This window comes from Gracilimonas sp. BCB1 (assembly GCF_040117685.2).
GTDB lineage: Bacteria > Bacteroidota > Rhodothermia > Balneolales > Balneolaceae > Gracilimonas.
The window spans coordinates 185,321-208,490 of record NZ_JBEDYP020000008.1; the positions used below are offsets into that span (position 1 = coordinate 185,321).

Annotated in this window: 26 protein-coding genes; 16 read left to right on the forward strand and 10 right to left on the reverse strand. The window is 44.2% G+C overall.

Annotated elements, in window-relative coordinates:
• Window positions 1–6 precede the first annotated feature (6 nt).
• Complete coding sequence (locus ABFW99_RS03815; protein WP_349354615.1) at window positions 7–642, reverse strand: peroxiredoxin-like family protein; 636 nt, start codon at window positions 640–642, stop codon at window positions 7–9.
• Between the two features lie 165 nt (window positions 643–807).
• Here ABFW99_RS03815 and ABFW99_RS03820 point away from each other — a divergent pair, with 165 nt between their 5' ends.
• The gene (locus ABFW99_RS03820; RefSeq protein ID WP_349354616.1) at window positions 808–1,653 is read left to right on the forward strand and encodes a mechanosensitive ion channel family protein; all 846 of its coding nucleotides are present in this window, start codon (window positions 808–810) and stop codon (window positions 1,651–1,653) included.
• On the opposite strand, the gene ABFW99_RS03825 is transcribed toward ABFW99_RS03820, so the two are convergent.
• Both ABFW99_RS03825 and ABFW99_RS03830 read right to left on the reverse strand, forming a co-directional pair.
• A complete protein-coding gene (locus ABFW99_RS03825) occupies window positions 1,650–2,915 on the reverse strand; it encodes a hypothetical protein (protein WP_349354617.1) in 1,266 nt (421 codons plus the stop codon). The genes ABFW99_RS03820 and ABFW99_RS03825 overlap by 4 nt on opposite strands.
• A gap of 148 nt (window positions 2,916–3,063) precedes the next feature.
• Window positions 3,064–3,813, reverse strand: coding sequence for a ZIP family metal transporter (locus ABFW99_RS03830; RefSeq protein WP_349354618.1), 750 nt, complete (start codon window positions 3,811–3,813; stop codon window positions 3,064–3,066).
• A gap of 174 nt (window positions 3,814–3,987) precedes the next feature.
• Between ABFW99_RS03830 and ABFW99_RS03835 the strand changes: the two genes are divergently transcribed.
• Both ABFW99_RS03835 and ABFW99_RS03840 read left to right on the forward strand, forming a co-directional pair.
• Window positions 3,988–5,256 (forward strand): carbohydrate porin, encoded by a 1,269-nt coding sequence (locus ABFW99_RS03835; RefSeq protein WP_349354619.1) that lies wholly within the window; start codon window positions 3,988–3,990, stop codon window positions 5,254–5,256.
• A 19-nt stretch (window positions 5,257–5,275) separates the two neighbouring features.
• The gene (locus tag ABFW99_RS03840; RefSeq protein WP_349354620.1) at window positions 5,276–6,316 is read left to right on the forward strand and encodes a porin; all 1,041 of its coding nucleotides are present in this window, start codon (window positions 5,276–5,278) and stop codon (window positions 6,314–6,316) included.
• Here ABFW99_RS03840 and lgt read toward each other — a convergent pair.
• Window positions 6,313–7,146 (reverse strand): prolipoprotein diacylglyceryl transferase, encoded by an 834-nt coding sequence (lgt, locus tag ABFW99_RS03845; RefSeq protein ID WP_349354621.1) that lies wholly within the window; start codon window positions 7,144–7,146, stop codon window positions 6,313–6,315. The genes ABFW99_RS03840 and lgt overlap by 4 nt on opposite strands.
• Window positions 7,147–7,288: 142 nt before the next feature.
• Between lgt and ABFW99_RS03850 the strand changes: the two genes are divergently transcribed.
• The 8 genes from ABFW99_RS03850 (at window position 7,289) to surE (ending at window position 13,722) form a co-directional block, all read left to right on the forward strand.
• Window positions 7,289–7,942: a protein-L-isoaspartate(D-aspartate) O-methyltransferase gene (locus ABFW99_RS03850; protein WP_440707426.1), complete on the forward strand. Its 654-nt coding sequence runs from the start codon at window positions 7,289–7,291 to the stop codon at window positions 7,940–7,942.
• Complete coding sequence (locus tag ABFW99_RS03855; RefSeq protein WP_349354623.1) at window positions 7,927–9,078, forward strand: DUF368 domain-containing protein; 1,152 nt, start codon at window positions 7,927–7,929, stop codon at window positions 9,076–9,078. Before ABFW99_RS03850 ends, ABFW99_RS03855 begins: the two co-directional genes overlap by 16 nt.
• Window positions 9,079–9,148: 70 nt before the next feature.
• Window positions 9,149–10,129 carry a universal stress protein gene (locus ABFW99_RS03860; RefSeq protein ID WP_349354624.1) on the forward strand — a complete coding sequence of 327 codons (981 nt, stop codon included), beginning with the start codon at window positions 9,149–9,151 and terminating at the stop codon, window positions 10,127–10,129.
• Between the two features lie 32 nt (window positions 10,130–10,161).
• A complete protein-coding gene (locus tag ABFW99_RS03865; protein WP_349354625.1) occupies window positions 10,162–10,779 on the forward strand; it encodes a histidine phosphatase family protein in 618 nt (205 codons plus the stop codon).
• A gap of 112 nt (window positions 10,780–10,891) precedes the next feature.
• The gene (gene ubiE, locus ABFW99_RS03870) at window positions 10,892–11,581 is read left to right on the forward strand and encodes a bifunctional demethylmenaquinone methyltransferase/2-methoxy-6-polyprenyl-1,4-benzoquinol methylase UbiE (RefSeq protein ID WP_349354626.1); all 690 of its coding nucleotides are present in this window, start codon (window positions 10,892–10,894) and stop codon (window positions 11,579–11,581) included.
• A gap of 106 nt (window positions 11,582–11,687) precedes the next feature.
• The gene (gene fabZ, locus ABFW99_RS03875) at window positions 11,688–12,125 is read left to right on the forward strand and encodes a 3-hydroxyacyl-ACP dehydratase FabZ (RefSeq protein ID WP_349354627.1); all 438 of its coding nucleotides are present in this window, start codon (window positions 11,688–11,690) and stop codon (window positions 12,123–12,125) included.
• Complete coding sequence (gene panB, locus ABFW99_RS03880; RefSeq protein ID WP_349354628.1) at window positions 12,122–12,952, forward strand: 3-methyl-2-oxobutanoate hydroxymethyltransferase; 831 nt, start codon at window positions 12,122–12,124, stop codon at window positions 12,950–12,952. The genes fabZ and panB overlap by 4 nt, the downstream gene beginning before the upstream one ends.
• Entirely contained in the window at window positions 12,949–13,722 is a 774-nt protein-coding gene (surE, locus tag ABFW99_RS03885; RefSeq protein ID WP_349354629.1) for a 5'/3'-nucleotidase SurE, read from the forward strand. The genes panB and surE overlap by 4 nt, the downstream gene beginning before the upstream one ends.
• Window positions 13,723–14,069: 347 nt before the next feature.
• Here the strand turns inward: surE and ABFW99_RS03890 are convergent, their stop codons facing one another.
• Both ABFW99_RS03890 and ABFW99_RS03895 read right to left on the reverse strand, forming a co-directional pair.
• Window positions 14,070–14,921, reverse strand: coding sequence for an esterase/lipase family protein (locus ABFW99_RS03890; protein WP_349354630.1), 852 nt, complete (start codon window positions 14,919–14,921; stop codon window positions 14,070–14,072).
• Window position 14,922: 1 nt separating this feature from the next.
• Window positions 14,923–15,363 carry a hypothetical protein gene (locus ABFW99_RS03895; RefSeq protein WP_349354631.1) on the reverse strand — a complete coding sequence of 147 codons (441 nt, stop codon included), beginning with the start codon at window positions 15,361–15,363 and terminating at the stop codon, window positions 14,923–14,925.
• Window positions 15,364–15,435: 72 nt separating this feature from the next.
• Between ABFW99_RS03895 and ABFW99_RS03900 the strand changes: the two genes are divergently transcribed.
• Window positions 15,436–16,584 carry a hypothetical protein gene (locus ABFW99_RS03900; protein ID WP_349354632.1) on the forward strand — a complete coding sequence of 383 codons (1,149 nt, stop codon included), beginning with the start codon at window positions 15,436–15,438 and terminating at the stop codon, window positions 16,582–16,584.
• A 294-nt stretch (window positions 16,585–16,878) separates the two neighbouring features.
• Here ABFW99_RS03900 and coaBC read toward each other — a convergent pair whose 3' ends face one another.
• The 4 genes from coaBC to ABFW99_RS03920 form a co-directional block, all read right to left on the reverse strand.
• Window positions 16,879–18,075 carry a bifunctional phosphopantothenoylcysteine decarboxylase/phosphopantothenate--cysteine ligase CoaBC gene (gene coaBC / locus ABFW99_RS03905; protein WP_349354633.1) on the reverse strand — a complete coding sequence of 399 codons (1,197 nt, stop codon included), beginning with the start codon at window positions 18,073–18,075 and terminating at the stop codon, window positions 16,879–16,881.
• A 2-nt stretch (window positions 18,076–18,077) separates the two neighbouring features.
• Window positions 18,078–18,371, reverse strand: coding sequence for a DNA-directed RNA polymerase subunit omega (locus ABFW99_RS03910; protein WP_349354634.1), 294 nt, complete (start codon window positions 18,369–18,371; stop codon window positions 18,078–18,080).
• Window positions 18,372–18,379: 8 nt separating this feature from the next.
• Window positions 18,380–18,952: a guanylate kinase gene (gene gmk / locus ABFW99_RS03915; RefSeq protein ID WP_349354635.1), complete on the reverse strand. Its 573-nt coding sequence runs from the start codon at window positions 18,950–18,952 to the stop codon at window positions 18,380–18,382.
• Window positions 18,953–19,024: 72 nt separating this feature from the next.
• A complete protein-coding gene (locus ABFW99_RS03920; RefSeq protein WP_349354636.1) occupies window positions 19,025–19,906 on the reverse strand; it encodes a YicC/YloC family endoribonuclease in 882 nt (293 codons plus the stop codon).
• 374 nt (window positions 19,907–20,280) lie between these two features.
• On the opposite strand from ABFW99_RS03920, the gene ABFW99_RS03925 reads away from it, so the two are divergent.
• The 4 genes from ABFW99_RS03925 to ABFW99_RS03940 are packed head-to-tail and all read left to right on the forward strand — an operon-like array spanning window position 20,281 to window position 23,164.
• Complete coding sequence (locus ABFW99_RS03925) at window positions 20,281–22,125, forward strand: carbamoyltransferase family protein (RefSeq protein ID WP_349354637.1); 1,845 nt, start codon at window positions 20,281–20,283, stop codon at window positions 22,123–22,125.
• Between the two features lie 3 nt (window positions 22,126–22,128).
• Window positions 22,129–22,278, forward strand: coding sequence for a DUF5989 family protein (locus ABFW99_RS03930; RefSeq protein ID WP_020403364.1), 150 nt, complete (start codon window positions 22,129–22,131; stop codon window positions 22,276–22,278).
• Between the two features lies 1 nt (window position 22,279).
• Complete coding sequence (locus tag ABFW99_RS03935) at window positions 22,280–22,666, forward strand: SxtJ family membrane protein (RefSeq protein ID WP_349354638.1); 387 nt, start codon at window positions 22,280–22,282, stop codon at window positions 22,664–22,666.
• A 36-nt stretch (window positions 22,667–22,702) separates the two neighbouring features.
• Entirely contained in the window at window positions 22,703–23,164 is a 462-nt protein-coding gene (locus ABFW99_RS03940) for a DUF6174 domain-containing protein (protein WP_349354639.1), read from the forward strand.
• Window positions 23,165–23,170: the final 6 nt, after the last annotated feature.

Sequence of the window (23,170 nt, forward strand, 5' to 3'; positions counted from 1 at the left end):
CCTTGTTTATTCTTCGTAATAGGCTTTAGCGGCGGTAAGTAATACACCGCCATCAATACGCTCTTTGTAATTTGGATTCACATAATTGAACCGGACTATCCCGTCGGTATTTACAATGTAAACAGCCGGGGCCGGCAGCAGATGGTGATCATACCCTGAATCTCCTTCAAGGTCAATACCCAATGACTTATATCTTTCAACGGTTTCATTATCAACCTTAAAAGCCAGGCCGAATGCTTTGGTGGCTTTCATCGGGCTGTCAGAAAGGAGGGTATATCCCAGTTCGTTTTCATTGAGCGTGGCCTTTAGTTTTTCGGGACGATCCGGACTGATGGCTAAAATCTGATACCCGATTTCGTATAGATCCTCTTCAATCTTTTTAAGGTCAGCAAGGTGTCGGCTGCAATAAGGGCACCAGCCACCCCGGTAAAAAACCAAGATGGAAGGCTGTTCGTACACTTTATCACGGAGATTAACGGTCTCGCCATCAATGTTCTTTACGGAGACATCCGGGATATCTGAGCTGATCAGTAGTGGTGTTACTTCATTGGCGCTGGCGGCATAATCCTGAGCTTGCAGAAAAGGCACGGATAGAAAAGATATAATAAATACTGAGAGGGTTGTTTTAAGGCAAAAATTCATGAATTACCGTTACTTGGATTAATATTTCTTTAAAGACGACCTGAATGGAACAATTTCTTACTCAATCTCCTTCATAATAGCATAAGATCAATACAGAAAACAAGTTAGAACAAATGGAAATAGGAAATATTTACGAATTAGTAACCGGAAAAGTAGAAGAAATGGTTGACTACCACCATCGAGATGCTGCCAAATCTTGCGGTAGCACTACTGGTCGTCATCGTTTTTTATGCCATAGCCAAGGGGATACGAAAATTTGTTGGTAAGGTGCTTTCCAAAGTTACGACTAACAAAACCGTAACCGGGTTAGCCCAAACCGTATTGGGAGTTTTGGTAATCGGTATCGGGGTATTTATTGCGCTTAGTATTCTGAACCTGGATGGTATGGTCACCAGCTTGCTTGCCGGTGCCGGTATCATTGGATTAGCTTTAGGTTTTGCCTTTCAGGATATCGCCTCGAACTTTATTTCGGGCGTATTGTTATCGGTTCGTCACCCATTCGGTATAGGTGATATCATAGAAACCAACGACCTTTTTGGAACTGTAGAGAAGCTAAACCTAAGAAATACGGTAATCCGTACCCCGCAGGGACAAATAATTTATGTGCCCAATAAAGTGGTGTACGAGAACCCGTTTATAAATTATACCAAGAACGGAGAGCGAAGAATTGATTTAGCCTGCGGTGTTTCCTACGGGGATGATCTCGAAAAAGCCCGTAAAATAGCCATTGAAGCTATAGAAAAATTGGACATGAGGGATACTTCCAGGGACGTTGAACTCTATTTTGATGAGTTTGGCGGGAGTTCGGTAAACTTCAAAATTCGCTTTTGGATCGCCTTTGATAAACTGCCTCAATATTGGGGAGCTCAAAGTGAAGCGATCATTGCATTGAAAAAAGCATTTGATGAGAACGACATTATGATTCCTTACCCAATCCGAACGCTGGACTTTGGAATCAGAGGCGGAGAAAAATTGAATGCCTCCATGATCCGCAACGGGAATAACGCTTAGAAACGAGGGTTAATCACGTTGTTATAAACGGAACCGAAGTTAAATTCAAATCCGAATGAGCCACCGTATTCATAAGAGGTGGCTTGTTGGGATAAATTAAGCAACCGTTCTTCTTCGGTTAAATCACCGGCGGGAAGACTAAGCTGATCGTTAATTAAAGAGTATCGTCCGGAAAAGAAAATCGAGAGGCCCCGTACGATTCTCATATTAACCCGGAAGCCCATATTCACGCGGTTCTTGCTGAAATCATGCATGTAAGTGCCGGCGTCAAGCCAACCGTAAATTCCTCCCCAGGGTTGAGTGAAATCCGTTCTGATAGTAAGTTCTTGCCTCCACAAGAACTCCTCGTCTTTGTTATAAATGGTGGTTTCACTGTAGTCGTAATAAGAACCAAGAATACCATACCGAAACGTTACTTCCCGCCGGTTAAACTCTTTGTATGGGAACAGGCTATACTCGATAGAGGGAGTGGCGCCGATGCTTAAATCAATGTTATTCTGGGTTGATGATTGGGCACGCTGGTAAGCACCTACCGTCCAGTGATCCCCTAAGCTAAAGGCCTGCAAGCCAAAAAATCGCTGGTTTTCAGTAATGTAAATATCGGTCGTTTCTTTTCCGGTGCTGTCTTCAGAAGTAAAGCTGCGCCGCCGGTAATTCTGATTATAGTTGAAATTGATTTTCCACTGGTCGGTAATACGCCGGGCATCAACGTTCCCATTTAGTCTGAGATTACCCTGCGATTGTTCGCCATCAAAGTCGGTACTTGCTCGTACACGGAATATCCAGCTGTTCCATGGGTCGGTTTCATTCACCACCGTGCTTTCACTTAGCGATCCGGAAAAATTTACGTTCAGATCTGAAAGCACTTCCCGCCCGGCCAGAAAATAGACCAGCCCCAGTTTCACGTGTTTCACAAGGCGGCGGCGCATTTCATCATTAGTATCTGATTTAGGGCTTACAAAAGTAAGAATCTGAGATTTATCCTCGATAAAACCCTGTCCCATAAAATTCAGAGTATGCTCCCAACCTCCGCTTCCTGTCTGTTGGAGGGTAACCAGAAGGTGTACTTCGGCATCCGATTGATCTCGTACAAAATTAATGAAATTCACCTCAGAGCGAACATAACTTCCGTTACACCCCCGGCAATCTAAATAGACGTTGAGGGTTTGTTTCTCCTCAGGGGTGTCAGTAGTCTCTGATTGTGCGAGCGAACATATGGGGATCAGTAAAAAGAGTAAGAGCAGGGTATGCCTAAAGTTCAATGTCTTAAAGAAAAAGCTTGAAAATTTATTTCACCTAAAATACGAAATGAACAATTCAGGCTTTGAAAAAAACTTAAAAAAGAATGTAAATGATGAACGATTCAGGCGTAATGATCAAAATCGTTAAATGAAGATTATTTGGTCTCGTTTAGTGCCCTATTAGAACCTGGAATGCACTCATGGCAAGGATCGCCAGTGTAACCCAAAGCCCCACTTTTTTTGGTGAGCATTTTTCAAGAGCTTCGGGAATGAGATCGGCAAAAACCATCCAGATCATAGCACCGGCGGCAAATCCCAGGCCAAAGGGAAGGTACTCTTTAAAAACTTCAACAAACAGAAAAGCAGGTATAGCCATCAACGGCTGTGGAAGACTCGAAAAAATACTCCAAAGCACAGCTTTAAAAGCCGAGGTTCCCTGGGGGACCATAACCAGGCTGATAGCCAGCCCTTCAGGAATGTTATGAACGGCAATCGCAATCGCGATAAAAACACCAAACTCCATGGTGTTGGCAAAAGAAACACCAACGCTAACACCCTCGGCAAAGGAATGGACCGTCATGATACCCAGGAAAAGCAACATCTGTTTACGCTTACCGGTAATAAGGTCTTCAACACCAACCTCAGTCCGGTCCTCCATCCAGCGATTAGCTAATACCACCAAAACCACGCCGCCCAGCATGCCTCCCAGCGTCATCCATTGGTCTATATTGTACCCTTCCATGATGAGGCTGAAACTGGCGGCAAGCATCAATCCGGAGGCGGCTGCATTGGATTTACCCAGCAGGGAAGGAGAAATATCCTTTATAAAAAAGAAGGGCACAGCTCCCAAACCGGTAGTAACCGCTGTGAGAAGCGCATACAAAAAAACTTTGGTGATGGGAAGCGAGAGTAATTCCATAATTCTATATTAGGTGGGCAAAGATAGAAATCAAGTAATTGATTCCCTAAGCAACCTCATAAATACTGGTAGTTTAAAGACAGTCAAAATAAAGATAGCAGGACGGTGAATGATCAACCCACCAATCACATTAAATAAGATGACTCTTCAAAGGTTCACAAAACAATAAATAGCTTGATTGCTCAACCAACATCTCTCGGTAAATGCGGATTAGTATTCGCTCTTTTTCTATTTTTGCAACCGGCAGCAACCTTTGCTCAAAATGCAGAGGAGAATGCAGCCAACCCATTTGAAGTCAGTGTAAGTTATACCGGAGATTTATTCGGGAATGTAGCCGGAGGGAGAGAAACCGGCATTCGGTACTTCGATAACATTGATGTAAACATGCAGGTAAACTTCGAGGAACTTCCGCTTGGGCTTTCGGGGACTACCTTTTATGTGTACGGTATTGGGAATCAGGGAGGGAGCATTAGCGGACTTGCGGGAGACCTGCAGGGAATAAGTAATATTGAGGCCGAAAACTCCTGGCGCATATTTGAAATCTGGGTGCAGAAAAAATTTTTTCTAGCCAACAGTTCCATTCTGCTGGGTTTGTATGATATCAACTCCGAGTTTAATGTTCTGAACAGCAGTCTTTTATTTCTGAACAGCTCACACGGATTAGATCCTACCATTGCGTTAAGTGGAGTTCTCGGACCGTCAACCTTCCCATACACCTCACTTGCTGCCCGTTTAAAAATAAATCCATTTAGCGGGTTGTATATGCAGGCAGCTGTTTTAGATGGAGTGCCCTCCGATCCGGGCAATACCCGGGGAACAAAAATTCAACTCCGGGAGCGGGAAGGAGTTTTCGTAATTGGGGAAATTGGGTTTCAGTCGCTGAGAGATAATAGTCTGCAAATGAGGAACCGGGTAACCCGATTGCAGAATATGCTGGATCCCGGTGTGGTCAGTAATAACAAAATTGCCTTAGGTGGATGGTTTTACAGTAAGGAAAGAAGCACTTGGGAAGTAACCGGTTTTCGGGAGCAGGAGTTTGGTTTCTATGCTATGGGGGAATACGAGATATTTTCAAATACATCAACATCACCACGAAGCCTGAGGGCTTTTTTCAGAGCCGGTGCAGTGAATCCGGACATAAATATGTTGAATGCATTTTTAGGCGGTGGCTTCGTTTTTGATGGGTTGATACCAGGACGCCCCGGTGATAAAACCGGTTTAGCAGTAGCCCATGCAATGGCAAGCCCTGAATACCGAAGCGTTACCTATCTGAACAGTTATAAACCGGAAAAAGCTGAAACTAATATTGAGTTTACGCATCAATTCGCATTAAATGATTATGTTCAGATTCAGGGAAACGTCCAATATGTACTCAATCCCGGGCTGGATGCCACACTGGATAATGCCGTTGTTGTTGGCACTCGACTGGTAATTGGGTTTTAACCGAAAACCAACATCTATTATGAACTGTTCAAAAAAGCTTTTTCCTACTCTGTTCCTGGCCATAGCACTCAGCCTGTTACACGTTTCAGCTACGGCCCAGGACGATTCATCATTTATGGACGAACTTCGGGATTTGTTTAAAAACGAATCTCTGTCTGTGGGGGCTTTGGTTCAGGTTCAGGCTTTGTATGATTTTGACGATCAGGCACCGGCCTCATCCCGGAGTTTTTCACTTCCCACGGCACGAATAAAGTTAAGCGGAAAGCTGGACGGAGGATTTAACTATGTAGTTCATTTTGATGCGGCCGACAATCCTATTCTGTTGGATGCTACCGCAGGATATAGCTTTAACAATGCATTTAATGTGACCGCCGGCGCCCAGAAACCGGGGATCAGCGCAGAATTCCTGAAAGGCCCTCAGGATCTCGATTTCGTGAGCCGGTCGCAGGTAGTTAAGGCATTAACAGAAAACCGCGACATAGGGGTGAAATTACATGGCCGGTTTGACCAGGGCTTTGGATATTCGGTTGGGATGTTCAATGGAAACAACCTGCAGCCCAATGACAACGACGCTTTCTACTATGCCGGCCGGTTATCTTTTGATGCTGAATTTAAAGATGGGACCAACCTGGCATTAGGGGCAAACGGTTCGTACGGAGAACAAGATGATAAGTCCATAGCCGCGGGAACCATTCCTTCCATAGATGGAGATTATGCTATTTTTGGAGGAGATTTACGGGTTGAAAACAGCGGATTTATTATGGGAGGGGAGTTCCTTTCTGCATTGATTGACTATAATCAGTCCGGAGAATTTGATGATACAATTATGGGCTATCAGGTAACGGGCGGTTTTAAATTTCTTGAAAAAGCACAGTTTTTAGTGCGTTGGGATAGTTTTCAATCGGAAGACATTCCGGCCTTAAACAGCGACTTACTTGTCATTGGATTAAACTGCCTGCCCACTGAGCAAACGAAAATCAGGCTCAACTATATTTTCCCGCCCGAACAGGCTGAGCTGGAAAATCACCGTATAGCCATAAATTTTCAGATTGGGTTTTAAGGATTTGCCGGCGATTTCGAATAGCTACTCCAGTCTACTCTTTTAAGCACAATATATAAACCAATCAACACAAGGGGGATGCTGAGTAACTGCCCCATGTTAAAGATCCACTCGCTGGCAAAATTGGCCTGTGGAATTTTGGTGTATTCCAGGAAGAACCGTCCGGAGAACAGCAGGATTAAAAACATCCCAAACAACGAACCTTCCGGAGGGTGTGCCTTATATTTTTTATAGATATACCAAAGAACGGCAAACACAAGGAGGCAAAGCATAGCCTCATACAACATAGTTGGGTGGCGTGGAATGGTACCGGCCGGTCCGGGCAGATTGGTGAAAACAATACCCCAGGATACATCGGTGGCATGTCCGTAAATTTCAGAATTGAAGAAATTACCGGTTCTGATGAAAGCTCCACCTACGGCTGTAGGAATTACAACCCGGTCAGCCAGCCACCAGAAACTCATTTTCCGGGCTTTTTTAGACTGGTAATACATGGCTACAATAATCCCGATGGCTGCACCGTGGCTTGCCAATCCGCCATTCCAAATAGCCAGCACCTGATCTAAATTCCGCAGGTAATAGGAGGGATCATAAAAAATGACGTGGCCGAGGCGGGCACCAATTACGGTTCCCACTAAAATCCAGGTGAGCATACTTTCCATTTCCTCGACTTTACGACCGCCGTCTTTCCATAATTTCACCCCAAAGAAATAACCGGATACAAAAGCTCCGGCAAACATCAATCCGTACCAGCGAGGGGCAAGAGGGCCAATGGAGAAGAGTTCAGGGTCGATGCCCCATGTCAGGTTTTGCAAAAGTGCGATGATCATTCAGTCGGGTTATGGAAAGTTCAGCAGAAAATAACAGCACTGACGGGAAAGTGAAACTAAAAGCTAATTTATTAACTCATTTTTTACACCAAATGCCTATACTTGATTAAAGACAAAACAGGGAACAAAAAGGGAAGTTAGTTTGCAGGAAGATCGCAGATTTGTCCGGCCAAGAAGGCAGTTGGTAGAAATGCTACGCAAGAAAGGCATCGAAGATGAGCGTGTGTTAATGGCTATTGGGAAGATCCCCCGCCATAAATTGATTGATACCGCCCTGCATACCAAAGCTTACAACGACACTGCTCTCCCAATCGGGATGGGCCAAACCATCTCTCAGCCGTTCACGGTAGCTGCCCAAACTGAGTTACTCAATATCGATAAGGGCGAGAAGATACTGGAAATCGGAACGGGTTCCGGTTATCAGTGTATGGTATTGTGTGAACTTGGAGCGGATGTTTACAGTGTGGAGCGGCACAAGGAATTATATCATCGTGCAAAAGAAGCCCTTCATGAATTAGGTTATCGAGCTATGCTGAAGGTGGGAGATGGAACACTGGGGTGGTCCACCTATGCCCCGTATGATGGTATTGTTGTTACAGCAGGGGCTCCGGTTGTGCCGGACGACCTGGTACAGCAACTGGCCATTGGAGGCCGGTTGGTGATTCCGGTGGGAGACGACACCAAACAAATGATGTTGCGCATTACCCGGGTTTCCGATAATGAATTTGAGCGTGAAGAACTGGCTGATTTTAAATTTGTGCCGCTTATCGGCGAAAAAGGATGGGGTGGCTCGTAGTGACTAAACCGGAGCAAACGTCAACCTCACCCAAAGACACCACTACTTTTAAAGAAGCCCCGTTTTTAGCCCTTAAGGGCTTTTTGATGGGATCGGCTGATATTGTGCCTGGCGTTAGTGGCGGAACCATGGCCCTGATTGTGGGTATCTATGAGCGCTTGCTGAATGCCATTAAAAGCGTAAACGGTAATTTTATAAAGCTGTTTTTTACCCTGAAATGGAAAGCGGCGTTTAAAGAAATTCACATCTTTTTCCTGGCATTTCTGTTTTTGGGAATCTTTTCAGCACTGGCCTTTTTCACCAAGGTGGTGCCACTGCAGGTGTACATGTTTACGCATCCCGAAATTGTGTATGGACTCTTTTTTGGGTTGATTGTGGGCTCTATCTACATTTTGATCAAAGCGCTTGAGCGATTCACCAAAACAGAACTGCTAATGCTGGTGCTTGGAATGGCTTTTGGAATCTGGATTGTATCGCTGGTTCCGGCCGATACACCTGAACACCCGGCCTTTGTGTTTCTAAGTGGCTGCATTGCGATTTGTGCCATGATACTTCCGGGTATCTCCGGTTCATACCTGTTACTCATTATGCGGAAATATGATTACCTGCTTACTGAAATCGGGAAGCTGGGCGGAGTGGAAACGGTAGACGGGCTGATTGGCTTGCTGCCTTTTGTGCTGGGAGCTGTTGTTGGATTAGCCGCTTTCTCGAGATTTCTCTCGTGGCTGCTTTCAAAATATCACTCCCAAACCATTGCGGTGCTTATTGGCTTTCTGATTGGTTCGCTCTATGTGATTTGGCCGTATCAGCATCGGGAGTTTGTACAACGCGCTGAAGTGACACAGGTAGAGTATATGAATCATCCCAAGGTGCAGGAGTTGATGGAAAATCCACCTAATACAAATCTTCCGGAATACGAACGTATCGGTGAAATCAGGAATGCTGAATCTACGTTTGAGGAGATGAAACAGGTAGAGATTGAAACAGTGAAGAATAAGCTGATTAAAACGGAGCCTTATGTGCCGGGTTGGATGGGAGCCAATCCCGGCGATGATCCAAATGTATGGGGTGGTATCATCGGGATGTTGATTGGAGTTATTTTAGTGGGAGGTTTAGACCGGCTCCGCGATAAATAAAGATGGAACATTAGCGGCCGCTAACTTATTTTATTAATAGAGTTAGTTATTCAATAAAACAGGAGTGGTTATGAATGTTGAGCGTGTATTAATACCTACCGATCTTTCCGAGAAATCGAATGCTGCTTTGAAATCAGCCGATCTTTTTATTGACCGATTCGACTGTACCGTTGATTTAATGCACGTTATACCCCTGTCAAAATACTTAGGCGATAGTTTTGATAAGATCGGGGTTCCATTGAGCATGGATAAAGACGTGTATCCCAAGCTTATTGAAAACCAGCGGAAGGAACTGAGTGCATTCGCCAACGAGCATATCAAAAAGAAAGACAAGCGCGGCGAATACATTGTAAATATTGATCGAAAGCCGTCCGACTCCATTCTGCGCCAGATTGAGAAAGGGAATTATGATTTGGTCATGATGAGTGCCAAGGGTGATCACTTTGCTGATTTTTTCCACGGCAGTGCTACCGATAAAGTAATTCGCCGTTCCAAAACGCCGGTACTAACCCTCTCAGAGAAGATGGTATCGGATCATATAAATACCATCGTAGTTCCGTGCGACTTTTCGAATCACTCCCTTGCTGCCATCCCGTTAGCATTTGATGTAGCTCAAAAATTTGGAGCTAAACTGGAGTTGCTGAATGTAATAGAAATGTATGCCCACGATGTGCATGGTGTTGAACCTACTACCATAGGAGTAGATGAAGAAGCTGTTTATGGAGGATTAAAAGGCCGCTTAAAAAGCTTTTTTGATGATTACGAGGAGTATAATTTTTCGGTGGAAGATGGCGAGGGTGATTTCAAAGACACCCTGGTGCACCGGGAGGGTGGAGAAGAAAAAAGCATTGAAGTCAAGACCATAATCCTGAAATCCATTGCTGCTCACCACGAAATCATCGATTATGCCAACGAAAATGCCGATCTGGTGGTAATGAGTACGCACGGTCGCACCGGACTGTCTCGCATGTTACTGGGTTCTACCACTGAACAGGTAATTCAGCACCTCGAAAAGCCGCAGATTACTATTAAGCCGGAGCTGAAGGAGTAGAATGATTTTTGAAGAAACCGATTCTTAGCTAAATGAAGCAACTATTCATCATTCGCCACGGAGAGACGGATAACAATAAGCAGCATATCATTCAGGGGAGGAGCCTGGATGCTTCCATCAATGAGTTGGGGCGACTGCAGGCGGAAGCCATATGTGAAGCTCTTGAACCCTATGAAGTGGATAAAATCGTCGCAAGCGGATTACGCAGAACCCACGAAACGGCACAACCTTTGGCATCACAAAGAAAGCTGGATATCCATAAATACCCGGAACTCGACGAGATTAATTTTGGCGTTCTCGAGGGAAAGATTTTTACAGAGATTAAAGATGAAGTAATGGAAGTACATGAAAAATGGAAAAGTGGAAACGTTGATTATGCTCCCGAAAATGGAGAGTCACCCCGACAAACCTATGCAAGAGCCAACACCAAAGTAGAGGAGGTCCTGGAGTCATCAGCTGAGGAGAGCATTGTATTTATGATTCATGGCCGACTAACCCGTATTTTATTATCCGAGTGGCTGGGGCACGGGTTGAAGAACATGCACAAAATTGAACATCAGAACGGAGCCATTAATCATCTCACCTGGCATGATGGAAAATTTAAGGCTGTGGAGCTCAATAAAACCGACCATTTGATGGAGCTGGTCTGACCGGTTTTTTCTTGTCATCAGGGTTGCATTATTTCCTTATATTCTAAGTCTGTAAAAGAACCATTTCAGCCTGCTTTGGGTTTTATAGCCAAAGCAAAATTAACTGATATTTATGAGTGAAAAAGTAAGATCTATGTTTGCCGACATCGCCGATGATTATGATCGGGTAAACAGCGTACTGTCTTTCGGGGTGCATCACGCATGGAGGAAAAAGGCGGTATTGGAAAGCGGAGCTCACGAAGGGGATCATGTGCTGGATTGTGCAACCGGAACCGGTGATTTGGCGATCGAGTTTAAAAAGGCTGTGGGAGAATCCGGCTATGTTTTGGGTACCGATTTTTGTGCTCCTATGATTGAACCAGCACCTGCAAAAGCAGAGAAAGAAGGATTGAAAATTGATTTCGAAGTGGCCGATGCAATGAATCTTCCCTATGAAGACGACAAGTTTGACATTTCCAGTATCGCCTTCGGCATCCGAAACGTGGATGACCCGGTGGTTGCTTTGAAAGAACTGGCGCGAGTGGTAAAGCCCGGCGGAAGAGTTACAGTCTTGGAGTTCGGGCAGCCAAAAGGACTCATGAAATATCCTTATGAACTATACAGCCAGCATATAATGCCGGCTATCGGCGGATGGCTGAGTGGAAACCGGGAAGCTTATACCTATCTGCCACGGACAAGTGCAGAATTCCCCGCCGGTAATAAATTTTTAGCTTTGATGGACGAGTCGGGTTCTTTCAAAGAGAAGCGAGCCGTAAAGCTAACCGGTGGCATCGCATACGTTTATGTAGGAGTGGTTCAATAATTGTATATTCAAAAAATTCAATAGTGCCACTAAATCACGAAACAGGGATATATCAATCCTAAACTTGGTGCTTTAGAGCTTTAGTGGCAGTTAAAACAAACATTTTATGAAGATAGAAGACATCAAAAAAGTTCTCCCTCACCGATATCCTTTTTTACTTGTAGACCGCGTGCTGGAAGTTCAAGAAGAAAGCATTAAAGCCCTCAAGAACGTAACGGCCAACGAAGAGTTTTTTAACGGGCACTTTCCGGGTCAGCCAATTATGCCTGGGGTATTACAGGTTGAAGCATTGGCTCAGGCCGGTGCTATCATGCTGATGACACAAAAAGCGGAAAATCCGGATGAGACGCTGATGGTGTTTACCGGCATCAACAACTGTAAGTTCAGACGACAGGTAGTACCCGGAGATCAGCTGATTCTTGAAGTTGAAATGGGATCGATGCGCCGGAATTTTGTAACCATGAAGGGTAAGGCCACTGTTGACGGTGAAGTTGCTTGCGAACTGGAAGCATCGGCCGCATTGGTGCCGAAGGATAAGGCATGAGCACTCAAAAAAGTTCAGACCGCCCGGTAAAGATCACCACTCAAACCGTGGTGGATATGAAGAGAAAAGGCGAGAAGATTTCCATGCTTACCGCCTATGATTTTACCATGGCTCAGATTATCGATCAGGCGGGCATTGATATCATTTTGGTTGGAGACTCGGCCAGTAACGTGATGGCCGGTCATGAAACTACGGTTCCTATGACCCTTGATCACATGATTTATCACACCTCATGCGTAGTTCGCGGTGTGGATCGGGCTTTGGTGATAGCAGACTTACCCTTTATGAGTTATCAGGTAACCACCAAAGAAGCTTTGATTAGTGCAGGACGGATGATGAAGGAGGCCGGAGCTCACGCTATTAAAATGGAGGGCGGAAAACCGATCATCAATTCAGTGAAGAAAATTGTAGAAGCCGGAATTCCTGTAATGGGCCATTTGGGATTGACCCCGCAAAGCATCTATAAATTCGGAACATATAAAGTTCGTGCCACCGAAGAGCAGGAAGCCGAGGAACTAATTCGCGATGCCAGGTTACTCGAAGAAGCCGGATGTTTTTCAATCGTATTAGAAAAAATTCCTGCTAATCTTGCTGCAAGGGTCACGGAAGAAATTTCAATTCCGACTATTGGAATCGGAGCCGGAGCCGGATGTGACGGGCAGGTGCTCGTAATCCATGACATGCTCGGTCTGAATAAAGAATTTAACCCTCGATTCCTGAGAAGATATGCAGATTTGAATTCGATGATGACCGACGCGGTTCAAAATTACATCAAAGACGTTAAAAGCAAAGATTTTCCAAACGAAGAAGAACAGTACGGCGGATGAGCGATTCAAAAGAGCGACCTTTTATTTTAGTTAGTAATGATGATGGAATTTTCTCACCTGGTATCAAAGCGCTCGCTGAAGTAGCAGCCGAATTTGGTGATGTATATATAGTTGCACCTGATAAAGAGCAAAGTGCCGTTGGGCACTCCATTACCATTCAGGTTCCACTCCGATCAAGCAAGTTCACTGTGGCTGATAAGTTTGAGGGAGAAGCCGTTAACGGAACACCGGCGGATTGTGTGAAACTGGCTCATGGACAGCTTTTAGACCGGAAGCCGGATTTAGTAGTGAGCGGAATCAATCATGGAAGTAATGCAGGTATCAATATCATGTATTCGGGAACCGTGAGTGCTGCCACGGAGGGAACCATTTTGGGATATCCATCTATTGCCGTCAGTTGTACCGAATTTAATGAAGATGCCAACCTCCGGGGATGTCAGGAAGCCGCACGGCGTGTAATTAAACATGTATTGAAAAATGGATTGCCAACAGGAGTTACCCTGAATGTAAACGCTCCTGCCGGCGAGTTTACCGGCATCAAATGGACCCGACAAGCCGATAGCCGATACGTTGAGGAATACGAAAGCCGAACGGATCCTTTCAACAGAGCCTACTACTGGCTGACCGGTAAATTCGAATTGCTGGACGAAGGAAAAGATTCGGATATCCATGTACTGAATGAAGGGCTTGCTTCGGTTACGCCCATCCAATATGACCTTACCGCTTATGATCTGTTAGAGGATAAAGAAGACAGTGACCTTCAAGGGTAGGTAAAGCTACTCCCTACCTGATTTAGTAGCCGGTTACGACGCAGAGCGTCTTAACCAGAGAGAGTCTTGAAATAGTAAAAGATCACTTATTGAACCTTGTTCTGACGCTCCGCGTCGGAACGAAAAATTTGAGATGCCGACGCGTGCTTCCTTTCCACAACGTTTCCCAATAGCTACATTTTCGGTCTCTTAATCTCTACTCCGCAAAGAGAGGAGTTTGCCGTGCCTCTTTTAATTCAAATCTTAATCTTGAAATAAATCCCTTAAAAGCGTCCTTCTCCTTGATAAGGAGAAGACAGAAGAGGTCAAAGAATACAGGCTATAATGCCAAATATTGTTGTGAATGATCAATGCCCGTTTTTAGCTAATCTTTTCAATAGATTCAGCCAGAATTTCTCATAAATTTTTTGCGACTCCTTATTCATTTGTAAGTGCATTTGAGCCAAATGAGAAAGAGGAACCGTTTCAAGGTGTGTTCCCCATTTTGCACTTTCAACAGATACAAAAGCATCGTTCTCGCCTTCCTTGTCAAAAATCTGGTTATTCTGAAATTTTAACATGGGGTTGATAGAAAACTTAGTTCCCTTTCCTACTGCAGCTGAATAGGAGTAATAGTCTACTTCTTCAGCGTCAGGGTGATCGGGATTGAAAACATCAGTTACATAACCACAGGTAAGTTGCTCGAGTGAACCAAGAGCATCACTTTTGGTTTTGGGGTACATGTTATCCCCAAACCAATCGAACATTTCACTCAGTTTTTCAGTAACCAATTCCGGAGCTTTCAACACCAAATCAGCCAGGCTGGAACCGTGGTGGGGCGTTGCGATAGTAGTCAGGCTTTCCACCCGGTGAGCAATTTCCAGTTTGGACAGGGCACATCGCATATCAAGTCCGCCCATGCTGTGAGAAACCACATTCACCTTTTCACAACCGAACTCTTCACAAAATTTTTCGATGAGTAAAACCCAGTTTTCAGCTCGTGTTTCTATCCGGGCATAAGGGACCACATTAGGGGCGATAGCAGGCACTCCGTGTGCACGAATATCCATGCAAGGGTCGTGCATGGGACCCGATTTAATTACAGAACCTATAGCACCATAGCCATGGCACATAAACACAGGGTATTTAAGCTGTACCATTTCAGGCTGTGGAAACTCCTTAAGCTCAAATCGTTTCAAAAGGGTAGATCGGTCGGGCATGTTATTCTTTTGGGGTGGCTAAACTGTCAAGTTCGGGATTAGTGGTTAAACGGAGGGTTCTTAAAACCGTTCCCTGATCATAAACATAAATATCCATATCGTAAGAAGGGAAATGCACTTTGGCCGGTGCTTGTATATCATATTTAAACAAATCCTTATGCAAATCTACATGAAAAAGTGTTTTTGAGAATCTTGATGGTACTTCAATACGATATGCCTTTCGGGTAAAGATGGTGTCAATTCTTATGTCCGATACTCTGATTTGCTCAGCCTTGATTTGAGCATCCTGAATGTGAACACTCAGAAGCGAGTCGAGTTCACGGGTGTTTTCAATTTGATAGTTCTTGTAATCAGGTGAAGATGCGAGGATAATTCCGCTTACAATACATGACAGTACCAGCAAAACTGTGACTAACTTCTTCCCTTTTTTCTTGTCCAGCATAAACCGGGTTGGGTTCTTAACTTCTTAGATTTACCTTAGGCTGAATCTATAAACTTCTGCTGAAAAAAAGATATGTCTTTTCAGATTCAAAAAATTGAAACTCAACAACATATAAACGCTTTTCACCGGCTTCCCGAACGGCTCAACAAAGATAATAAATGGTATCGGCCGCCTTTTCGGTTTGAATTGGAAAATGTATTCAGTCGAAAGAAAAACGAACGGTTTCGGAAAGGTGGGGAATGTGAGCGATTTCTGGTTCTGAAGAATGGTGATTTTGTGGGACGGTTTGCGGTTTTTACTGATCCGGAAAAAGATGAGCGATATGATCCAAAGCTGGGTGGAATCGGCTTTATTGAGATGCAGAATATCCCGGGGATTGCCGGATCAATGATCAGTTTTGCAAAGAATTGGCATCGGGATAGAGGCTATGCCGGATTTCGGGGCCCCATTAATTTCGGGGAGAACGACACCTTCTGGGGAATTCAGATCAGCGGGTTTGAAGATCACAATGTATACGGAATGCTGTATCATCAGGAGTACTACGAAAAGCTGATTGAAGAAACTAATCCCGAAAAATTTGATGATGTATACATGTACCAGCTGGATTTAGAACAGCCGTTGCCCGAACGTTTGCTGAAAATAACAGAGCGATTGAAATCAAAAGATCATGTTGAAGTCCGCCCGATTGATAAGAAGAACTTGCAGCGGGACGGAGAGATGATTCGTCAGATCTACAACCGGGCTTTCAGTGATCAGGTAGTTGGAGAAAGGGAGGAAGAGTTCATCGGTGTCACTCAGCAAACGATCCGACAAATGATCAAGAAGCTGAAGCCTGTGCTAATGCCGGAAACGTCACCGATTGCTTTTGTACATGGAGAGCCGGCTTCATTCCTCGTTAGCGTTCCTGATTTACATGAAATTTCAGCTAAAACAGGGGGTACTCTGAAGTGGTGGCAGCTTTATCATTTAATTGGCTTCAAAAAAAGAGCTCAAAAATTCAGGCCCCTGGCTTTCGGAACGGACCCTCGATTTCGGGGAAGAGGTCTGGAAGCATTGGTGTTTATTGAAGGTTTTAGGTGGACCCGGGAACACTATCCAAATCTAAAAATACTGGAGGGCGGATTTGTTAGCGAAAAGAACTGGATCATGCGCCGAAGCCTGGAGGCATTGGGTTGTGAGATTGCCAAAACCTACCGGGTTTATAAGTGGATGTGTGAGTGATGAGGTGATGAGGTGATGTGGTGATGAGGTGATAGGGTGGTGGGGTGATGACGGTATGAACAATTCATAAACCAAGCGAGGAATAGCGCAAATGTCCACTTGTGCGATGCTAAATCAAAACAGTTGTAGCTAAAGTCCATCCAAGCGGGCACTTGAATTAGATCAAAGGTGTGAGTGATTAGGTGATTAAGTGATAGGGTGATTTTTAGAATTCAAAAATCAAATCTGGTATGCTAATCTGCTCAAGCGGGATCTTTCGGAGGCATGTTCAAGGTGACACCATTCATCACCTGATCAATCACCGCTTCTAAAAATCGTATTCAGAATCTCGATGGAAATATCTTTTTTGCTTCCCTGAAATTTTTGTTCGGAGTTTTTACTCAACAGATTAACGGCATTGGTTTCCGCTTCAAAACCGGCATCTTTATCGTTCAGAGAGTTGGCGATGATAAAATCGGCATTTTTCTTATTGAGCTTGGAAGTGGCGTTTTCGATGAGGTTTTCGGTTTCCATAGCAAAACCGATCAGAACCTGTCCGTCTTGTTTATGCTCACCCAGCCAGGATAAAATATCCGTTGTTCGCTTAAGCTTAATCTCATTGCCGGCTTTATCTTTCTTCACTTTATTGTTGTGTACTTCTTCCGGGGTGAAGTCAGAAACAGCAGCAGCCATGATGATCACATCTGCAGCGGCAAATTGCTTAACAGTATTAAATAAATCGGCTGTGCTGGTAATTTTAACAGAGTGGATGCCTTCCGGAGTGGGAATTGAAAGAGGGCCGTGTATCAACGTTACATCTGCGCCGAGGTTTTGAGCAGCCTCCGCCATAGCTACGCCCATTTTCCCAGAACTTGGATTGGATATAAATCGAACCGGGTCAATATGCTCCCGGGTTGGACCAGCTGTAACGATCACTTTTTTTCCTTCTAATGGACCTTTTATCGATCCAATGATATCAGAAGCTTTTTCGAGGATGGATTCTATTTCAGGTAAGCGCCCTTTTCCTTCTAATCCGCTGGCAAGGTAACCGGATTCCGGCTCTAAAACATGATATCCATTTTTCTGTACCTTTTTCAGGTTATCAGAAACTCCGGGCGATTCATACATCTCACCGTCCATGGTCGGGCAAATCAGTATTGGACAACGGGCAGCTAACACGGTGCTGGTGAGCATATTGTCAGATAGGCCGGTAGCGATTTTAGCGAGTGTGTTGGCCGTACAGGGAGCAATCACGAAAAGATCGGCCCATTCGCCCCAGTTAATATGGCGGGTCCAATCGCTGGAATCACCTTCATCGGGGAAAATATCTACGGCAACTTCATGGGCAGACAGGGAGGCGAACGTCTCTAAACCAACAAAGCGGGTGGCTGAAGGCGTCATGGTGACGCGGACTTCGGCTCCCGCTTTTTGAAATTCTCTGAGTAAAAAAGCAGCTTTATAGGCTGCAATTCCTCCGGTAACACCAAGAATGATGCGTTTACCGGAGAGCATGATTAATCCTCTTTTTCAGGATGTCGGTAATAAATTTGGTCTTCCTGCATTTCCACAATAGCACGCTGAGTGGCGTGTGGAAGTTTTTCGAAGGCTTTGGAGATGTTCTCCTGCTCTTCGTTGAAAGAAAACTCGTCTTCTTCTTCAAATCCTTCGAAGTACTGAAGTTTTTCGTCCAGTTCTAATTTTTCCTGAGCTGCAATCTGGCGTGCTCTCTTGGAAAGGATCACAAGTAACTCATATTTGTTACCTGTTTTGAATTTCAGTTTTTCAATGTCTAATGTTTGGACTGCCATGGATGGTATCAGTTTTGATTCATGAATTCGACAACGGCTTTCTTAACCTCTGCATAAGCCGTATCCAAATTGTCATTTATAATAACCTGATCGAATTGATCAGCATATGTAAGTTCTTCTTTGGCGCGTTCGAGCCGCAAAGCCAGTGTTTCATCATCTTCGGTTCCGCGGGCAAGCAAGCGCTGCTTCAAAACATCTATTGAAGGCGGTTTAATAAATAAACTAAGACTTTCGTCTCCGTAAATTTTCTTTATGTTCACCGCACCTTTTACTTCGATGTCAAGCAGAACAAAATAGCCTGAATTTAGTTTTTTATCAACTTCAGAACGCAGTGTGCCGTATTTCTTTCCGCCATAAAATTCCTCCCATTCCAGAAACTCACCGTTAGCTTTTTTCTGGTCAAAATCAGCCTCAGAAAGGAAATAATAGTGTTTTCCTTCCACTTCGCCTTCCCTTGGGGGGCGGGTGGTTGCTGAAACTGAGAACTTGAGATCTTCAAACTCTTTGAAAAGCCGGCGCGCGAGGGTCGTTTTTCCGCCTCCGCTGGGTGCGACTAAAATGATGACTTTACCTTTTTTCATAGATAGTTGTACTAAGACTTAAGACACAAGATGTAAGAAAAGTTTTCTTACATCTTGTGTCTTACATCTATTTTATTCGACGTTTTGAACTTGTTCACGGATTTGCTCCAGCGCTTCTTTGCATTTTACAACGTACTGGGCAATGTCAGAGTTGTTGGCTTTGGAACCAATGGTATTCAGCTCCCGGTTAATTTCCTGGGTCAGGAAATTGAGTCTTCGGCCGGCCGGTTCGGGTTGTTCCACAGCTTCAATAAAAAATTTGAGGTGTGAACGCAGGCGTACAATCTCCTCCGTTACATCCATCTTATCTACAAGAACAGCCACTTCCAATTCAAGGCGTTCCGGGTCAATTTTGTCTTCCTCAATCAGGTTGTTGATTCGCTCCAGCAGCTTATCGCGAGTGTCTTTTGCTCTCCCTGCCGTTTCTTTGGTAATGATTTCGAGATTTTCATCGATAAACTCGATTCGATCCACCAGGTCATTTTTAAGCTGACTGCCTTCCTGAGTTCGCATTTTAAGAAGAGATTCTATGGCTTCTGAAAGTGCCTGTTCAACTACTTCCCATTTTTGCTCAAGTACTTCTTCGTCTTCTTCCTCATTAATAAAAACATCCCCAAACTGGGTTATGTCTTTGATGGATATGGGATCTGAAATACCGGCTGCCTCCCTTAAAGTATCCAAAATCCGCGAGTAACCTTTCACTTTCTTTTCATCCACTTTGATGGAAGGCTCACCCGTTTCTGATTCCGACAAATAAACCGTGATATTAAGCTTACCACGATTAATCGTTTTCTGAACCAGCTCCTTAACCTGCAGTTCTTTGTCTTGCAAACGCTGGGGGAGGCGAATACTAAGATCCAGATAGCGACTGTTTAGTGATTTGATTTCAACCGTGGCCGTGATGCCGTTTTCAGAGGCTTCTCCGCGGCCAAAGCCGGTCATTGATATAATCATGATAATCTTGATGATGAAAATTGAGCGAGAAAATACGAAAGTATAGCCCCTTTAAAAACTTTACTCGAATTGGGAGTGATGGGGTGATGAAGTGATGGGGTGATGTGGTGATATGGTGATATGGTGATATGGTGATGTGGTGATGTGGTGATGTGGTGATGTGGTGATGTGGTGATGTGGTGATGTGGTGATGTGGTGATGTGGAAAATTCGTAAATCAAACCTGACATGGTAAGTAGTTCAGGTATGGATCTTTCGGAGGTATCCTCAAGATGACCCCACTCATCACTTTATCACCATATCACCTATCACTCACCACTAATCCATTCAAGGAAAGGGAAGTTTTGTTATCTTGGCAGCCACTCAATTTTTGATATGACTATTTTAGGAATTTCAGCTTTTTATCATGATTCGGCGGCTTGTATTATTCAGGACGGCAGAATTGTAGCTGCAGCCCAGGAAGAGCGGTTCACCCGAAAAAAACATGATGAAGGATTTCCGTCTCATGCCATCCGGTTTTGTCTCGATTTTGCTGACATCAAGCTCAGTGAACTGGATGCCATAGCTTTCTATGATAAGCCCTTGCTGAAGTTTGAACGCCTGTTGGAAACCTACCTTTCTTTCGCACCGCGAGGGGTGAAGTCTTTTATAACCGCTATGCCCGTTTGGTTAAAGGAAAAGATGTTTATGAAACGGGTAATGCACGAGGAGCTGGCTAAGATTGGAGAGTATGACCGAAAAGAGTTAAAGCTCCTATTTCCTGAACATCATTTGAGTCACGCTGCCAGTGCATTTTATCCATCCCCTTTTGAAGAATCAGCTATTTTGACGATCGACGGGGTGGGAGAGTGGGCCACGGCTTCAATTTGCTCCGGAAAAGGTTCGGAAATTACCATACATCGCGAGTTAACTTTCCCGCATTCTCTGGGATTATTGTATTCAGCTTTCACTTATTATTTGGGATTCAGGGTGAACTCCGGTGAATATAAACTCATGGGCTTAGCTCCTTATGGAAATCCGGATTCCAAAATGGTAGAGGAATACATCTCTAAAATTAAAACAGATTTGATTGAGCTCAACGGAGATGGCTCAATTTACCTGAATCAGGATTATTTCGATTACGCTACCGGACTCAGAATGGTGAAAGAAAAGAAATGGGAGGAGTTATTCGGATTTCCGAAGAGGGAGGAAGAAGCAGAACTGCAGCAGCATGAGGCAAACCTTGCTCTGGCCATTCAGATAGTAACGGAAGAAGTAGTGCTGAAAATGGTGCAGGAAGCCCGGCGCTTGACAGGTTCAAAGAACCTTTGTCTTGCTGGCGGAGTAGCTCTTAATTGTGTGGCTAACGGAGTAATTCAAAATGAAGGTGTTTTTGACGAGATCTTCATTCAGCCGGCAGCCGGAGATGCAGGCGGATCGGTGGGTGCAGCATTAGCAGGTCATTATATTTATTTTGGAAAGAGCAGGGGTCTTCAAAAACCTGATGCTATGCAGGGCAGCTATCTGGGGCCGGATTATCATGAATTTGAAATTCTGCAGCAGACCAAAAAATATAAACCGGTTTATAAAAAACTGGATGATTCTGAGCTCTACCCCAAAGTGGCAGAATGGCTGGATAACGGAGATGTTGTTGGATGGTTTCAGGGGCGCATGGAATTCGGTCCGCGGGCATTAGGTGCCCGATCTATTCTCGGAGATCCGCGCAATGCCGACATGCAGAAAAAATTGAATCTGAAGATTAAATACCGGGAATCGTTCAGGCCGTTTGCACCGTCGGTGCTGGCTGAAGATGCCGGGAAGTATTTCGAGTTGAAATCAGACTCACCTTACATGCTCTTGGTTCAGGAAGTGAAAGAAGAGCATCGTAACGAGCTTCCGGAGAGCTATCACAACCTTCCACTTCGGGAAAAGCTGGCCTATCAGCGATCTGATTTCCCGGCTATCACCCACATCGATTTTTCTGCCCGTATTCAAACGGTTCACAAAGAAACCAACCCGAGATACTGGGAGCTGTTGAATGCATTTAAGGAGCTGACGGGAGCGGGAATGTTGGTTAACACCAGTTTTAACGTGAGGGGAGAACCCATTGTTTGTACACCGGAAGATGCATATCGTTGTTTTATGAACACAGAAATGGATTATCTTGTGGTCGGCAATTATGTTTTTGATAAAGCTGATCAGCCCGAATGGGAGAAAGAAATTACATTTGAAAATGACTGATATATGGAAACACTGAAGGACTTATGGAATTTCATGAAGCAGCGGAAAAAATTCTGGCTGGCTCCGGTGATAATCGTGCTGCTTCTGCTTGGATTTTTAATCGTGATTGGTGGCGGTTCATCTATTGCTCCATTCATTTATACCCTGTTTTAATATGCTGGAACCCCGATCTCTTGAATTCATTGAAAAAGACCCTGCTACCCCCAAAACCCAATTGGTGATGGTAACGGGACTTTTGGTGCTTGCGGCAATTTTTGACAGCGAGCACATTGCTTATCTGGCGTTAGCTGTTGGGCTGTTGTCTTTTGTTCCGCCCATCGGTAATCGAATGGTATGGGGCTGGTATAAACTGGCAGAGGGATTGGGTTGGTTCAATTCCCGGGTGCTACTTTCATTGGTTTATTACCTTATAGTGACTCCCATTGCACTGTTGTTTCGATTATTTGGGAATGACCCTCTGTTGCTCAAAGACACCAAAGGGAGTATGTTTCATTTCAGGGATCATACTTATTCTAAGGAAGACTTAGAGAATCCCTGGTAAGTTTTAATTATACTTTCATCTTAAAAGGAGATACTTATGAGGGTGTTTCTATCCATTTGTTTGGTATTCTTAATTACATCCTGCAATGCTGAAAATGGTATTGTTACGGTTTCGATCGACGAAGATTTCAGCGAAATTCAAGATCCAAGAGAACGCTGGCAGGCTTACCAATTATCTGATTATCAAATCGTCCAGCAAAGAATTTGCGAATGTCTTGGTTTAGAATACACCACACTAATCATAGCTGATTCCGTTCAAAAAATAAGTTATGATTCTAAAAGAACGGATGAGTATGATGAATTTGCATTAAGAAATGCGATAACTATTGACCAAGCCTTTGATCTGATTGAAGAATATGGGGATATAGCTGCTTCAATATCTGTTAAATACCATCCTAAATTTGGATATCCAGAAAGGCTATTTATAGATATAAATGAAATGACAGCTGATGAAGAGATTATTTATGAGATTAGAGATCTCAAAAAAATAAAAGATTAGCTGCTG